This is a genomic window from Nocardia aurantiaca (assembly GCF_009708175.1).
Lineage (GTDB): Bacteria > Actinomycetota > Actinomycetes > Mycobacteriales > Mycobacteriaceae > Nocardia > Nocardia aurantiaca.
In genome coordinates, this window is record NZ_WMBB01000014.1 from 136361 (window position 1) to 150486 (window position 14126).

The 14126-nt window shown below is 68.6% G+C and carries 12 protein-coding genes; 6 read left to right on the forward strand and 6 right to left on the reverse strand.

What is annotated here, in order from left to right; translation table 11 throughout:
- Window positions 1-9: 9 nt before the first annotated feature.
- On the forward strand, window positions 10-1041 hold the full coding sequence (locus GLP40_RS27045) for a nucleoside hydrolase (RefSeq protein WP_196054816.1): 1032 nt from the start codon (window positions 10-12) through the stop codon (window positions 1039-1041).
- A complete protein-coding gene (locus GLP40_RS27050) occupies window positions 1038-1925 on the forward strand; it encodes an amidohydrolase family protein (RefSeq protein WP_154790825.1) in 888 nt (295 codons plus the stop codon). The genes GLP40_RS27045 and GLP40_RS27050 overlap by 4 nt, the downstream gene beginning before the upstream one ends.
- Before the next feature lie 241 nt (window positions 1926-2166).
- Here the strand turns inward: GLP40_RS27050 and GLP40_RS27055 are convergent, their stop codons facing one another.
- The 3 genes from GLP40_RS27055 to GLP40_RS27065 are packed head-to-tail and all read right to left on the reverse strand — an operon-like array spanning window position 2167 to window position 4049.
- Complete coding sequence (locus tag GLP40_RS27055; RefSeq protein ID WP_154790826.1) at window positions 2167-3162, reverse strand: zinc-binding dehydrogenase; 996 nt, start codon at window positions 3160-3162, stop codon at window positions 2167-2169.
- A 12-nt stretch (window positions 3163-3174) separates the two neighbouring features.
- A complete protein-coding gene (locus GLP40_RS27060; protein ID WP_154790827.1) occupies window positions 3175-3597 on the reverse strand; it encodes an organic hydroperoxide resistance protein in 423 nt (140 codons plus the stop codon).
- The gene (locus tag GLP40_RS27065; protein ID WP_154790828.1) at window positions 3597-4049 is read right to left on the reverse strand and encodes a MarR family winged helix-turn-helix transcriptional regulator; all 453 of its coding nucleotides are present in this window, start codon (window positions 4047-4049) and stop codon (window positions 3597-3599) included. Before GLP40_RS27065 ends, GLP40_RS27060 begins: the two co-directional genes overlap by 1 nt.
- A gap of 208 nt (window positions 4050-4257) precedes the next feature.
- Here GLP40_RS27065 and GLP40_RS27070 point away from each other — a divergent pair, with 208 nt between their 5' ends.
- Window positions 4258-5442, forward strand: a complete 1185-nt coding sequence (locus GLP40_RS27070) for an acyl-CoA dehydrogenase family protein (protein WP_154790829.1) — start codon at window positions 4258-4260, stop codon at window positions 5440-5442.
- A gap of 414 nt (window positions 5443-5856) precedes the next feature.
- Here GLP40_RS27070 and meaB read toward each other — a convergent pair whose 3' ends face one another.
- The 3 genes from meaB to GLP40_RS27085 all read right to left on the reverse strand — a co-directional run bounded on the left by meaB (window position 5857) and on the right by GLP40_RS27085 (window position 11060).
- Window positions 5857-6855: a methylmalonyl Co-A mutase-associated GTPase MeaB gene (meaB, locus tag GLP40_RS27075; protein ID WP_328290726.1), complete on the reverse strand. Its 999-nt coding sequence runs from the start codon at window positions 6853-6855 to the stop codon at window positions 5857-5859.
- Between the two features lie 125 nt (window positions 6856-6980).
- The gene (scpA, locus tag GLP40_RS27080) at window positions 6981-9239 is read right to left on the reverse strand and encodes a methylmalonyl-CoA mutase (protein WP_154790831.1); all 2259 of its coding nucleotides are present in this window, start codon (window positions 9237-9239) and stop codon (window positions 6981-6983) included.
- A gap of 3 nt (window positions 9240-9242) precedes the next feature.
- A complete protein-coding gene (locus GLP40_RS27085; protein ID WP_154790832.1) occupies window positions 9243-11060 on the reverse strand; it encodes a methylmalonyl-CoA mutase family protein in 1818 nt (605 codons plus the stop codon).
- 210 nt (window positions 11061-11270) lie between these two features.
- Here GLP40_RS27085 and GLP40_RS27090 point away from each other — a divergent pair, with 210 nt between their 5' ends.
- The 3 genes from GLP40_RS27090 to GLP40_RS27100 all read left to right on the forward strand — a co-directional run bounded on the left by GLP40_RS27090 (window position 11271) and on the right by GLP40_RS27100 (window position 14024).
- Entirely contained in the window at window positions 11271-11942 is a 672-nt protein-coding gene (locus GLP40_RS27090) for a TVP38/TMEM64 family protein (protein WP_154790899.1), read from the forward strand.
- A 136-nt stretch (window positions 11943-12078) separates the two neighbouring features.
- Window positions 12079-12306, forward strand: coding sequence for a hypothetical protein (locus GLP40_RS27095; RefSeq protein ID WP_154790833.1), 228 nt, complete (start codon window positions 12079-12081; stop codon window positions 12304-12306).
- Between the two features lie 290 nt (window positions 12307-12596).
- A complete protein-coding gene (locus GLP40_RS27100; protein ID WP_154790834.1) occupies window positions 12597-14024 on the forward strand; it encodes a PLP-dependent cysteine synthase family protein in 1428 nt (475 codons plus the stop codon).
- Window positions 14025-14126 lie beyond the last annotated feature (102 nt).

Sequence of the window (14126 nt, forward strand, 5' to 3'; positions counted from 1 at the left end):
AAGATCCTCATGGACAACGACACCGGCATCGACGACTCCCTGGGCCTGCTCTACCTACTGGCCTCCCCCGAGGCGGAGATCGTCGGAATCGCCTCCACCGCGGGCAATGTGCCCGCGCCGCAGGTAGCCGCGAACAATCTCGCGCTCCTCGATCTGGTGCGGGCCCCCGAACTCGAGGTGGCCCAGGGCGCGCTGACGCCGCTCGCGATACCGCTGCGCACCACCGAGGACACCCACGGACCGCGGGGCGTGGGATACGCCGAGCTGCCGCCCACCACCCGGCCCCTGTCCGACCGGTCGGCCGCGCAGTTGTGGGTCGATCTGGCGCGTGAGCATCCGGGCGAGATCGTCGGGCTGTGCACCGGGCCGCTCACCAATCTCGCGCTCGCGCTGCGCATGGAACCGCGCCTGCCACAACTGCTCCGGCGCCTGGTCATCATGGGTGGCGCGTTCAACCACCCGGGCAACACCACCCCGACCAACGAGTGGAACGTGCACGTGGATCCGGAAGCGGCCAAGGAGGTCTTCGACGCCTTCTCCACCGCGCCCGCGGACCGGCGGCCCGTCGTATGCGCGCTCGACATCACCGAGACCATCGAGATGAAGCCCAAGCACCTGACGCTGCTGGCCGAACGGGCCGGGAGCACGCCGGTGGAGCACGTCAGCGAGAACGATCCGCCGCAGGCGCGGTCGGCGGCCAGCAATCCGCTGGTGCGGTACCTGACCGATGCGATCCGCTTCTACTTCGACTTCCACAAGCTCTACGACCAAGGCTATCTGGCGCACATGCACGACCCATTCGCGGCGGCCGTCGCACTGGACCCGAGTCTGGCCGTCACCAAGCCCGCGACCGTGGACGTCGAGCTGGCCGGAACCCTCACGCGCGCCGCCACGGTCGCCGACTGGGCGGGCATGTGGGGGCGAGAACCCAACGCCGACATCGTGATCGGGACCGATCCGGAGCTGTTCTTCGAGCGGCTCGTCGAACGCGTCGGGGAGTACGCGCGAACAGTGTTCGCGGAAGGAGATTCGAGCCGTTGACCGGCGAGCAGGACATCGAGTACGTCGCCGGGTTCCGCACGCGGCTGGGGCTGCCCGCCATCATCGACATCCACACTCATTTCATGCCCGAGCAGGTGCTGCGCAAGGTGTGGGGCTACTTCGACTCGGCGGGACCGCTGGTCGGCAACCGCCCCTGGCCGATCACCTATCGGGACGAGGAGCAGGTGCGGTTGAAGACGCTGCGCGGCTTCGGCGTTCGCGCCTTCACATCCATGGTCTACCCGCACAAGCCGGACATGGCGGCATGGCTCAACGACTGGTCGGCCGATTTCGCCGCCCGCACGCCGGACTGCCTGCACACGTCGACGTTCTATCCGGAGCCGCACGCGGCCGACTATGTGCGTGCCGCGATCGAGGCTGGGACGCGAATCTTCAAGCTGCACATCCAGGTCGGGCACTACCATCCGGCCGATCCGCTGCTGGACGAGGTGTGGGGCCTGATCCAGGACGCGGGCATCCCGGTGGTCATCCATTGCGGATCCGGGCCCGCCGCAGGGGAATTCACCGGTCCGGAGCCGATCGCCCGATTGCTGCGGCATTTCCCGCGACTACGCCCGATCATCGCCCACATGGGCGCGCCCGAATACAGTGAGTTCCTCGATATCGCGGAAGCCTACGACGGTGTCCTGCTCGACACCACCATGAACTTCACCGACTTCTTCGAGGCCGGCGACCCCTTTCCCACCACCGAACTCCCGCGTCTGCGCGACCTCGGCGATCGCATCCTGTTCGGCAGCGACTTCCCCAATATCCCGTACCCATACGGCCACGCCCTGTTCGCATTGGAACGACTGGATCTCGGCGACGACTGGCTGCGAGCGGTCTGCTACCACAACGCCGCACACGTCTTCGCGATCGAGTAGCTCATCGGCCGAGAGGCGGTCGGCTCGTCGCGGTGAGGTCCGATGGCCGCACCGCTCGTGCGCGCATCGCAGCGGCCGACGCCCACACCCCGCAAGCTCTGATCCCGCCGATCCGGCCGGGCGGGCCGCGAAGATCTTCTTCGCGGCCCGCGCCGTGATGGCCGGACGCTACAGCGCGGCCACCGCGCGTCGCCGGATTCTGTTCGCGCAGCTGCCCGGCGCCATCACGCCGGCCGCGGTCCTACCGGCCGGACAGCGCGGTGACACGGAGGGCGATCTTGGCGTTGCGACCGGGGCGTTCGCTGGCGGCCGCGGCCTGGGCGGCCTCGTTCAGCGGGTAGGTGGCCTCGACGGCCAGATCCAACTCGCCGCGGGCGGCCAGCGTCACCAGTTCGGTGATGAGGCGGCGACGTTCGCTCGCCCCGATCTCCTCGGCACGCTTGGAACCCCAGAAGCCCTTCACCACGGCCTGTTTGAAGATGATCGGGCCCGGGTTGAGGACCAGCGGCCGGCCTGACAGCGCGCCGAAGGTGATGAGCTCGCCACGCGGACCGAGCAGCGACAGCAGATCGTTGGCCGCCGGACCGCTGACCTGGTCCACCGCCCGGGCGATGGGCTCACCGCCGGTGACCTCCGCGACCTGCTGCTGCCATTCCCCCGACTCGGTCTCGAGCACCGGTTCGAAGCCCAGCTCCCGCAACGACTTCGCGGCCACTGCGCTGCGCACAAGATTCAGCACGTGGACGCCTCGGGCCCGGGCGAGCTGGTTCACCAGACGACCGACAGCGCCATTGGCGGCATTGATCGCGATCCATTGGCCGGGTTCGACATTCAGATCCTCGAGCAGCATGAGGGCGCTCAGAGGCATGGCCAGCAACTGGCTCGCGGTTTCGTCGGATACCGAATCCGGCACCGGCACCACCGCGCCCGCCATGGCGACGAAGTACTCCGCCCACGCGCCCCGCACACCTGAAACCGTCACGCGCTGACCGATTTCCAGGCCGGTGACATCCGGGCCCAGAGCATCGACACGGCCCACGGCCTCGGTGCCGGGGATGGCCGGCAGCTCCGGCCGGTACCCGTAGGTGCCGCGGATGATGGCCAGGTCGTGATTGTGGATCGGGGCGAGCGCGGTCGCGATGCGCACCTCACCCGGCCCGGGTTCGGGGACGGGCCGCTCTCCTGTGGTCAGGACATCCTCGGGTTCGCCGAACTGCTCGATGACTACCGCACGCATGTTCGTCCTCCCTCAGTCCTCGACCACGATGACGTGGACCTCGATATTGCCGCGCGTGGCATTGGAGTACGGGCACACCTGGTGTGCCTTGTCCGCCAGCGCGCGCGCCTCGTCCAGGGGCAGGTGCGGCAGCGACACCTCGAGCGTGACAGCCAGGCCGAAGCCGCCGGCGTCGTTCGGGCCGATGCCTACCTTCGCGCCCACGGCCGAGTCGTCCACATTCGCCTTCAGCGACCGCGCCACGGTACGCAGGGCCGAGTGGAAGCAGGCCGCGTAGCCCGCGGCGAACAGTTGCTCCGGGTTGGTGCCGATCCCGCTGCCGCCCATCTCCTTCGGAATAGACAGGGCGGCTTCGATCTTGCCGTCGTCGGTACGGACCTGACCGTTGCGGCCGTCGCCGGTGGCGAGGGCTTCGGCGGTGTAGAGCACGTTCATCAGTGGGTCTCCTTCGATCGGTTGTGGGCGGTGAGCGCCTCGGTGAGTCGGCGCAGGGTTTCCCGCAGGTGGACCAGTTCCTTACCGGGCAGGCCGGTGATCGCGGCCGATTGCGCCGGGATCTGGCATGCGGCCGAACGCAATTCACGTCCACGGTCGGTCAGCGTGATCTCCACGCGACGTTCGTCGGCGGTCGAGCGGCGGCGTTCCACGAAGCCCGCCGCCTCGAGCCGCTTCAGCAGTGGCGACAGGGTGCCCGAGTCCAGTTCCAGGGCCGAGCACAGGTCGCCGACGCCGCGTCCGTCGCGTTGCCAGAGCGCGAGCAGGACCAGGTATTGCGGATAGGTGATGCCGAGGACGTCCAGCTTGGGCCGGTACATGGCGGTCATGGCCCGGGACGCCGCGTAGAGCGCGAAACACAGCTGGTTCTCCAGCGCCAGCTCATCGGTCATGTCCAATACGGTAGCCAACAATTAGATTGTGCACAATTAATTCTACCGTCTCCTCGGTCACACCCGGCGGGCTCGATAGCACGGGGCGACCGAGACCCGCAGGGCAGGTTCCGATGAACGGGAATTTCACTCGCCGACAACCGGATTGCCGGACACCACCGCTAGAACGCGTTCTAATAGGGGCACACCGAATCAGTGGGGAGATGCGATGACGCACGAGGTAGTGAACCGAGTCGCGGAGTTGTCGGGGCAATTGGCGGCGACCGCCGAGGAGACAGAGCGGATCGGCAAGCTCTCCGATGAGAGCGTGAAACTGATCCGCCGCGCCGGGGTGATGCGGATGCTGCAGCCCACCGATTTCGGCGGGTACGCCGCGCATCCGCGCGATTTCGCCGAGGCGGTCATGGCGGTGGCCCGGCACTGCGGGTCCACCGGCTGGGTGTGCGGCGTCGGCGGCGTGCATCCGTGGGAGATGGCGCTCATGGACCGGCGGCTGCAGACCGAGGTGTGGGGCGCGAACCCGGACACCTGGATCGCGTCGCCCTACGCCGCGCAGGGCGTGGCGACGCCGGCCGACGGTGGATATACGTTACGGGGGCGGTGGAACTTCTCCTCCGGCACCGACCACTGCGAGTGGATCTTCCTGGGCGCGCTGCTCGGCGACGCCGAGGGCACACCGATCATGCCGCCGACGGTGCTGCACGTAGTGCTGCCGCGCAAGGACTACACCATCGTCGACGACTCCTGGGATGTCATCGGCCTGCAGGGCACCGGCAGCAAGGATGTCATCGTCGACGGCGCCTTCATTCCGGCCTACCGGACCATCGAAGCCGAGGCGGTCGCGGCCGGGGAGAACGCGGCCGAGCGGGCGGGCCGCACCGAAACCGTCTACAAGCTGCCGTTCTGGGCCATGTTCCCGCTGGGCATCACCTCGGCGGTCATCGGCATCGCCGAGGGCGCGCTCGCGGCACACCTGGACTATCAGCGGGACCGGGTGACGGCCATGGGCACCAGGATCAAGGATGACCCGTACGTGCTGTCGGCCATCTCCGAGGCGGCGGCCGATATCGCGGCCTCCCGCACGCAGTTGCTGGACGGTGTCAGCCGCCTGTACGACAAGGCGGAGGCGGGTGAGACCATCACCTTCGAGGACCGTTCCCTGGTGCGCCGCAATCAAGTTCGCTGCGCGTGGCGGGCGGTGTCGGCGGTGGACCAGATCTTCGCGCGGTCCGGCGGCAATGCGGTGCGGCGGCAGAACATCATGCAGCGGTTCTGGCGGGACGCACACGTGGGGTTGCAGCACGCGATCCACACACCCGGATCGCTGTATCACTCAACGGCATTGACCATCATGGGCCTCGAGCCGGAGGGCCCGCTGCGCGCCATGATCTGAGATACCGCCGCGTTGGCCCAGCACCGTTTCCGCGCCCAGCGGCCCTGCATCCGGGCCGCCGCATCAGGTGGTCTCGACCGTGCTCGAATCCACCGCGGCCCGGCCACGGGAGTTTCAGCAGGAGTCGGGAATCGTATTTCCGGAGCTCACCCTTGCGCCGTCGCCTGCTATCTGGCCGGAATGACCGGATCCGACGAGAGAGTGCTGTCACTGCCGGTACCCGCCCACCAGACGGCGATTCGGCGGTCCGGCTCGCATGGTGTGATGCCGGTCTGGCACAGCACATCATGGGATCGACCGGTTGCATGCGTTGACGTGATGCCCACGTGGGCGATGCGCCGGTCGGCCGTGGGCAGCGTGGCGACCGCTTCCGCGTCGGACTCGTTATCGGGTCGGATCCGGTTGTCCATGGGCTCAGGATCGTTCGTCGAAGGCCCGGAGGATCGCTTCGGCGGCGAGGGCCGGAGTGAGGGATCCGTCCCGGACCTGCTTCTCCACCTGGGTCCGCAGGGCCTTCACGTTCGGGTTCTCGGCGAGGCGGCGCAGCAGGTTGTCATGGACCATGGTCCAGGTCCAGTCGACCTGCTGGCGGCGGCGCTTCTCAGCGAACTCGCCGGCCTCGGTGAGCACGCGGCGGTGGGTCAGTACCGTGTCCCAGAACGTGTCCAGCCCGATGCCGTTCAAGCCGGACATGGTGAGAACCGGTGGACGCCAGAGGGATTCGCGCGGGTGGATGAGCCGCATGGCTCCCTGCAGCTCACGGGCGGCGGCCTTGGCTTCCAGCTCGTGCTTGCCGTCGGCCTTGTTCACGGCGACCAGGTCGGCGAGTTCGAGGACGCCCTTCTTGATGCCCTGCAGCTGGTCGCCGGTGCGGGCCAGCGTGAGGAAGCAGAAGACGTCGACCATATTGGCGACGGTGACCTCGGACTGGCCGACGCCGACGGTCTCCACGAGGATGACGTCGTAGCCCGCCGCCTCCAGCAGCACGATGGTCTCGCGGGTCGCTTTCGCCACGCCGCCAAGGGTTCCGGCCGTCGGCGACGGGCGGATGAAAGCGTCCCGTTCCACCGACAGCCGCGCCATGCGCGTCTTGTCGCCGAGGATCGAGCCGCCGGTGCGGGTCGAGGACGGGTCCACGGCGAGCACCGCCACCCGGTGGCCCTGGCCGATGAGGTACATGCCGAGCGCGTCGATGAACGTCGACTTGCCGACACCCGGAACACCGGTGATGCCAACGCGATTGGACACCACCTTGCCCGGCTCGGGAGTCAGCTTCAGCAGGAGCTGCTGAGCCAGTTCCCGATGGTCGGCGCGCGTCGATTCGACGAGGGTGATGGCGCGGGCCAGACCGGCCCGCTCCCCCGCCCGCACCTGCGCGGCCAGCTGGTCGACGTCGATCACTCGGCGCGTCACCGGAGAGGCGGGCTGGGCGCCGGGGCCGGCCGCATCGATTCCGGCGGGACCGGGTAGGCCGACTCCGGCGGTGGTGCCGAGCCGAGGGTGGATTCCGCCACCCTCGGTCCCGCGTGCGGCGTCGCTCATTCCGTTGCGCCGGTGCCGATCTCGTGGCCCAGCTGTGCGGCCAGTTTCTGGATCAACTCGATGGCGGCGTCGGCGATGATGGTGCCGGGGCCGAAGATACCGGCGGCACCGGCGGCGTACAGCTCGTCGTAGTCGCCGGGCGGGATGACGCCGCCGACAACGACCATGATGTCGGGGCGTCCGACATCGGCCAGTGCCTGCCGCAGGGCGGGCACCAGCGTGAGGTGACCGGCTGCCAGCGAGTTGACACCGACGACGTGCACGTCGTTGTCGGCCGCCTGCCGCGCCACCTCTTCGGGGGTCTGGAACAGCGGGCCCACGTCGACGTCCATGCCGAGATCGGCGAAGGCCGTGGCGATCACCTTCTGGCCGCGGTCGTGGCCGTCCTGGCCCATCTTCGCGACCAGGATGCGGGGGCGACGCCCCTCGGCCTCGGCAAACCGCTCGACCAGTTCGATGGCCTTGCTGATGTTGGTCACCTTGCCGGCCTCCTCGCGGTAAACGCCGGAGAGCGTGCGGATCTCGGCCTGGTGTCGGCCGTACACCTGCTCCAGCGCGTCGGAGATCTCGCCCACGGTGGCCTTGGCGCGCGCGGCGTTGATGGCCAGGGCGAGCAGGTTGTTGTCCATGCCGCCCTCGGACGAGGCCGCGGCACGGGTCAGTTCGGCCAGCGCCTTCTCGACCTCGGCCGAATCGCGCTCGGCGCGAAGCTTTTCCAGCTTGGCGTTCTGCTCGGCGCGCACCCGAGAGTTCTCGACCTTGAGCACCTCGATCGGGGTGTCTTCCTCGACCAGGTACTTGTTGACGCCGATCACCGGCTGCTGCCCGGTGTCGATGCGCGCCTGGGTGCGGGCCGCGGCCTCCTCGATGCGCAGCTTCGGGATGCCCTCCGAAATCGCCTGCGCCATACCGCCGTGCGCCTCGATCTCGGCGATATGGGCGCGGGCGCGCTCGGCCAGCTGGTGGGTCAGCCACTCCACGTAGTACGAGCCGCCCCACGGGTCGGCCGGACGAGTGGTGTTGGACTCCTGCTGGATCAGCAGCTGGGTATTGCGGGCGATGCGGGCCGAGAAGTCCGTCGGCAGCGCCAGCGCCTCGTCGAGAGCGTTGGTGTGCAGTGACTGGGTGTGGCCCTGGGTGGCGGCCATGGCCTCCACGCAGGTGCGCGCGACATTGTTGAACACGTCCTGCGCGGTCAGCGACCAGCCCGAGGTCTGCGAGTGCGTACGCAGCGCCAGCGACTTGGCGTTCTTGGGCTCGAACTTGGCGACCAGCTCGCTCCAGAGCAGGCGTCCCGCACGGAGTTTGGCGACCTCCATGAAGAAGTTCATGCCGATGGCCCAGAAGAACGACAGCCGCGGCGCGAACTTGTCGACCTCCATGCCCGCGTCCAGACCGGCCTTGATGTATTCCACGCCGTCGGCGAGGGTGTAGGCCAGCTCCAGGTCGGCGGTGGCTCCGGCCTCCTGGATGTGATAGCCGGAGATGGAGATCGAGTTGAACTTCGGCATCTTCGCGGAGGTGTAGGCGAAGATGTCGGAGATGATCCGCATCGAGGGCTTGGGCGGATAGATGTAGGTGTTGCGGACCATGAACTCCTTCAGAATGTCGTTCTGAATGGTTCCGGCCAGCTGCTCGGGCTTGACGCCCTGCTCCTCGGCGGCGACGACGTACAGCGCCAGGATCGGCAGCACCGCGCCGTTCATGGTCATCGATACCGAAACCTGGTCCAGCGGAATGTGATCGAACAACTCCCGCATATCCAGAATGGAGTCGATGGCGACACCGGCCATGCCGACATCACCGGTCACGCGCGGGTGATCGGAGTCGTAGCCGCGGTGCGTCGCCAGGTCGAAGGCGACCGAGAGGCCCTTCTGGCCCGCCTGCAGGTTGCGGCGATAGAAGGCATTCGAGTCGGCGGCGGTGGAGAAGCCCGCGTACTGGCGGATCGTCCACGGCTGATTCACGTACATGGTCGGGTACGGGCCACGCACGAACGGCGCCACACCCGGCACGCTGTCGAGCGGGTAGCCCTGCGCCACGATGGCGTCCCGGTCGGCCTTGGTGAACACCGGCGGCACGTCGATGCCCTCGGGGGTCGACCAGGTGAGATGTTCGGGCGCATAGTGATTGGCGGTCGCGGCCTGCTCGATGAAGGCGTCCACCTGCGCTCTGCTGACCTCGGCGGGCGCGGTGTCGCCCTCGGCCAGCGGTACTTCGGCGAAATTGCCGATCCGGTGCTTGATATCGCTCATTCTCTACGCTCCCAGCTTCTCCAGCAGGCCGGACAGAGCCGCCACCGCATCCATGCGCGCGGTCACGAAACCGTCGGGGCGCTGCGCACCGGTCAGGTCCGCGACCGCCTTCTCGGGTCCGGCCAACAGCACGGTGGTTACACCGGCAGCCCGCAATTCCTCCACGGCCGCGGCCGCGTCGGTGCCGTAGCGGGTGTCGGAGCCACACAGCACGGCGATCGACGGACCGGCCTCGGCGACCGCTTCGATGCCGCCGGAGGCCAGCAGGTTGGTGGTGAAGGTGACACGAACATTATTCTCGGCCACCGGGCCCAGCGGAACCAGGCGTACCCGCGGGCGGGCGCCGTTGGCGGCCAGGTAGGCGTCGGAGCGGTTGCGCAGCGCCTCGAAGGCTGCGCCGTAGCGGGCCGGGGTGGTCTTGGCCCGCGCGGCCTCCGACAGCGGTTTCTCGCCCAGGTTCGGGAACTCGTTGACGCCGGTGACGGCCGTCTTGCGGTGCGCCACATCGGAATCGCGCTCGGCCTTGGTCTCGGCGATGCGCTCGGCGAGCAGGCCCGCCTGCAGCGCGGCCAGGTAGCCGCCGACGGCCTCGATCTCCTGCATGAACTCCCACGCCTTGGCGGCGAGTTCATCGGTGAGCGACTCCACGTACCAGGAGCCCGCGCTCGGGTCCTGCACGTGGCCCAGGTGGGACTCCTCGAGCAGCAGCAACTGGGTGTTGCGGGCCATGCGCTCGGAGAACGCCTTGGAGACCTCGAGCTCCCCGGCGGGCAGGGCGTCGTCGAAGGGCAGAACCGTGACGATGTCCGCGCCACCCACGCCCGCGCCGAAGGCGGCGAGAGTGGTGCGCAGCATGTTCACCCACGGGTCGCGCTGGCTCATCATGGCCGCGGACGTGATCGCCTGCTGAGGCGCGTTGCCGAAGGCCGGCGCCCCGCACACGTGCGCCACGCGCGCCCAGAGTCGCCGGGCGGCACGGAATTTGGCGATGGTCTCGAACTGGTCATCGGTGGCCGCGAACCGGAATTCCAACTGGCCCAGCGCATCCACGATATCGGCACCGGCATCGGTGAGGGCGCGCAGGTACTCGATACCCGCAGCCACGGCCGCGCCGAGCTCCTGGGCGTCCGAGGCACCCGAGTTATGGAAGGCCACGCCACACACGGTGATCGCGCGGACGGTCTCGGACCGCGACACCGCCTGCTCGGCCAGCGCGACCGCGCCGTCCAGGTCGATGGCCTCCGAGCCCGCGAACAGGCTCGTCAGCGGAGTCGCACCCAGCGAGACGCGAATGTCCTTGCGGTTGTGGATCTCATAGCCGTCGAGCACCGAGAACAGCTGGGCGGCAGCCTCGTTGGCGGCCGGTCCGGCGTCCAGGGTGAGCGGCGCCAGCTCGAAGAGCAGGCCCCGCAGCGCGGTGGCCAGCCCGTCGACCGGCACGCCGCGCTCGGCGACGCCCAGCCATACGGCGCCGACGCCGTTCTCGAGCGCGAAGAGGATGTCCTCGTTGACGGCCTCGGCATCGGGGCCGCCGAAACGCTGGCCGACGAACCAGCCACGGTGCACGTCGCGGGTGGCGTCGCCGCCGCGCACGTAGGGGAACTGCCCGGGCAGCGGCTGCTCGGGCAGTTCGTCGCGGCGTGTGTAGAGCGGGTTGACGGTCAGTCCGTCGTAGGTCGTGACCGCGAGCAGCTTCTCCGGCTCATCCGGCAAGTCGCTCGCATCCACCCTGCGGGCCTTCGCCAGCACCCCGGCGACACCCTTGCGCCAGGCGGCATACTCGGGCACCGGATCGGTGTCCGGGTCGGAAGCAATCGGCATAGCTGCTGTTCCTTCTTCCACTCCCTGACCGGATGGCCGTTGCACCGGCATTCACCCAGTTCAACGGCCACTTTGGTTAACGAGCATTCATCGTCTTTCCCCTGATGCTAGCGGCAGCCTCGAGATAACGGTCTCCGGAGTCTCACTACCAGCGGGTAACCTGGCGCGGTGCCAACAACCGTGCGCGTACCGCTCGAGCGAGTATCCGCGCTGCTCAGCCTCCTCCGTCAGCCGCGAAACCTGGCCTTGCTGATCGGCTGCGCACTACTTTTCGCGCTGGCGGCTTTCGCACCGCATCCGGCGCCCCAGCAGATCCGGCAGTGGGCCGATTCGGTCGGGCCGCTGCTGCCGCTGGTGTTCTTCGCGGTCCACACGCTGGTCTGCATCGCGCCCTTCCCGCGCACCATCTTCACCCTCAGCGCGGGCCTGCTGTTCGGCTCGGCGGAGGGGCTGACGCTGGCCATCACCGCCACCACATTGAGTGCGGTGCTGGCGCTGTGGCTGGTGCGCGCACTCGATCACGAGCGGGTGCGGGCGCGACTCACGCATCCGACCGTGCAGGCTGTCGACACCCGGCTGGCCCGCCGGGGCTGGCTGGCGATCGGGTCGCTGCGGCTCATCGCCCTGGCGCCGTTCTCGATCGTGAACTATTGCGCGGCACTGTCTTCCATCCGGTTCACGCCGTATTTGATCGCGACGTTCCTCGGCATCATCCCGGGCACCGTCGGCACGGTGCTGCTCGGCGACGCCCTCACCGACCGCACCTCCCCCGCCCAGGTGATCGTCACGGCAGCCTGTCTGGCAGTGGGTGTGATCGGCTTGGTGGTGGATGCGCGGATGGCCGTGTCGAAACTGGCGGTTCAGCCCGAACCGGTCGCCTGATCGGGCGGCGACGGCGGCCACCGATCGAAGCCGGGTAGCGAATCCAGCGGCGTCGCGGGTTCGTTCAGCTCGTTCGATCGCGCGGGCACGTCATCCCGGTGCGTCTCGGCGTATCTCAGGGTGTTGTCGAGATCGTGTGCCTCGACCAGCCGGCCGATGGCTTGACGGACCACCTCGCGACGCGCAGGACCGGGCCGATCCGGCCACCGTACCGGGCCCCGGCGGCGGCACCGCGCTGCGCGGCTGCGGGCATCTGCCACCGCCGGATCGGACGGTGCCGCGGACGCTGGAATCGGTCCAGATGGACGGCTCCGCACCGCGTGTCGCGCACGATCCGGATGCGCTGCAGCTCACCGCCGGCTGACTTTCGTGCGGGCGCCGGTGTCCTGACATCGAATCCGATCGCCGTGACGGCAAATCTGTTCGCCGCGCGCGCCCGCTGTCATGCTGGATGTCCGCACTGGCGCACCGTGGCCGACCGGCTGCTCAGGGCATCCCGCACCGACATCCACCCGCGCTCAGCAACTCGGCCGGCTCCGTTCGCACTGCCCCGTTCGAGAGACCACGACGACGCCGACTACCTACGGCCGCGCCGCGAGATCGTCACCCTGCTCGGTGAGCCGGGCCGGGCTGTCGCATGAGAAAGGACAACCCATGACCGTCGCCGACCGGAAGCTCGGTGTGTTCGATTCAGTAGCCGACGCGATCGGCTATACGCCGCTGATCCGCCTGAACCGGGTGACGGAGGGCATCGCCGCCACCGTGTACCTGAAGGCGGAGTATCTGAATCCTTTGGGCAGCGTGAAGGATCGGGCCGCGCGCGCGATGATCGACGCCGCCGAGGCGGCGGGTGAGCTGCGCCCGGGCGGGACCGTCGTCGAGTCCACCTCGGGCAATACCGGAATAGCGCTGGCCGCCATCGCCGCATCGCGCGGCTACCGCACGATCGTGGTGGTGCCGGACAAATCCAGTGCCGAGAAACTGGCACTGTTGCGCGCCTACGGCGTCGAGGTCCATGTGACGGTCGGCGGCCTGCCACGCCAGCATCCGGAGTTCCTGAAGAATGTGGCGCTGCGGCTGGCCGCAGACATTCCGGGCGCCTGGTACTCCGGTCAGTACGACAATCCCGCCAATCCGGCCGCTCACCGGGAGACCACCGGACCCGAGATCTGGTCCCAAACCGCCGGTCGTGTAACGCATTTCGTCGCCGGAATCGGCACCGGCGGTACGATCACCGGCACGGGGGAATACCTCAAATCCGTCTCCGACGGGCAGGTGCGGGTGATCGGCGCCGATCCCGAGTCGTCGGTGTACAGCGGCGGCGACGGCCACGCCTGGTATGTGGAATCGATCGGGCACTATCTGCATCCGCGCACCGATTCCGACGAATGGCCGCAGTCCTATCATCCCGAGGTCGTCGACCGGATCGAACGGGTCCCCGATGCCGAGGCGTTCGGGGTACTGCGGCGGCTCGCCCGCGAGGAGGGGCTGCTGGTCGGCGGTTCCACCGGCACCGCCGTCGCCGCCGCCCTGCGAGTTGCGCGCACCCTGGGCCCCGGCGATGTGGTGGTGGCCATCGCACCGGACTCCGGGCGCAACTATCTGTCCAAGTACTTCGACCCGCAGTGGCTGGGGCGCTTGGGTTTCGACATCGCATCCGCTGAGCCTGGACCGCTCGTGGGCGACCGGGTCGCGGTCGCGACGGACGTGGACGCACCGGTGATCGTACCCTCGGATGTGACCGTGGAGCGGGCCCGTGAGCTGCTCGGCGCCCATACCGTGCTGCCGGTGCGCTTGGCGCGTGAGGGGGCCGAATACGTGGTGGTCGCGGAAATCCTGGGTGCGGTGTCGGCATCGCGGCTGGCCGGTGCGCCCGGCGCCGATCCGGTGACCGACCATCTGGATCCGCCTCTGCCGGTGATCGGGGTGCTCGAACCGGTTGCCGTGGCCGCACAGCGACTTTCCGGCGTTTCGGGCCCGGTTGTGCTGGCACGGGACGGATATGCGATTGCGCTGGTGGATGCCGCGGTCCTCGATGATGCCCGCCCGGCGAGCGAGGACGTGGTGGAGCCCGCACGATGAACCGCGCCACCGCGATCCGATCGCGCGTCCTGCGGTCGCGATGACCGCCGTACTGGCCGGAACCGCTCCCGCCCGCGACACCTATGATCCGCCTGCCACGCA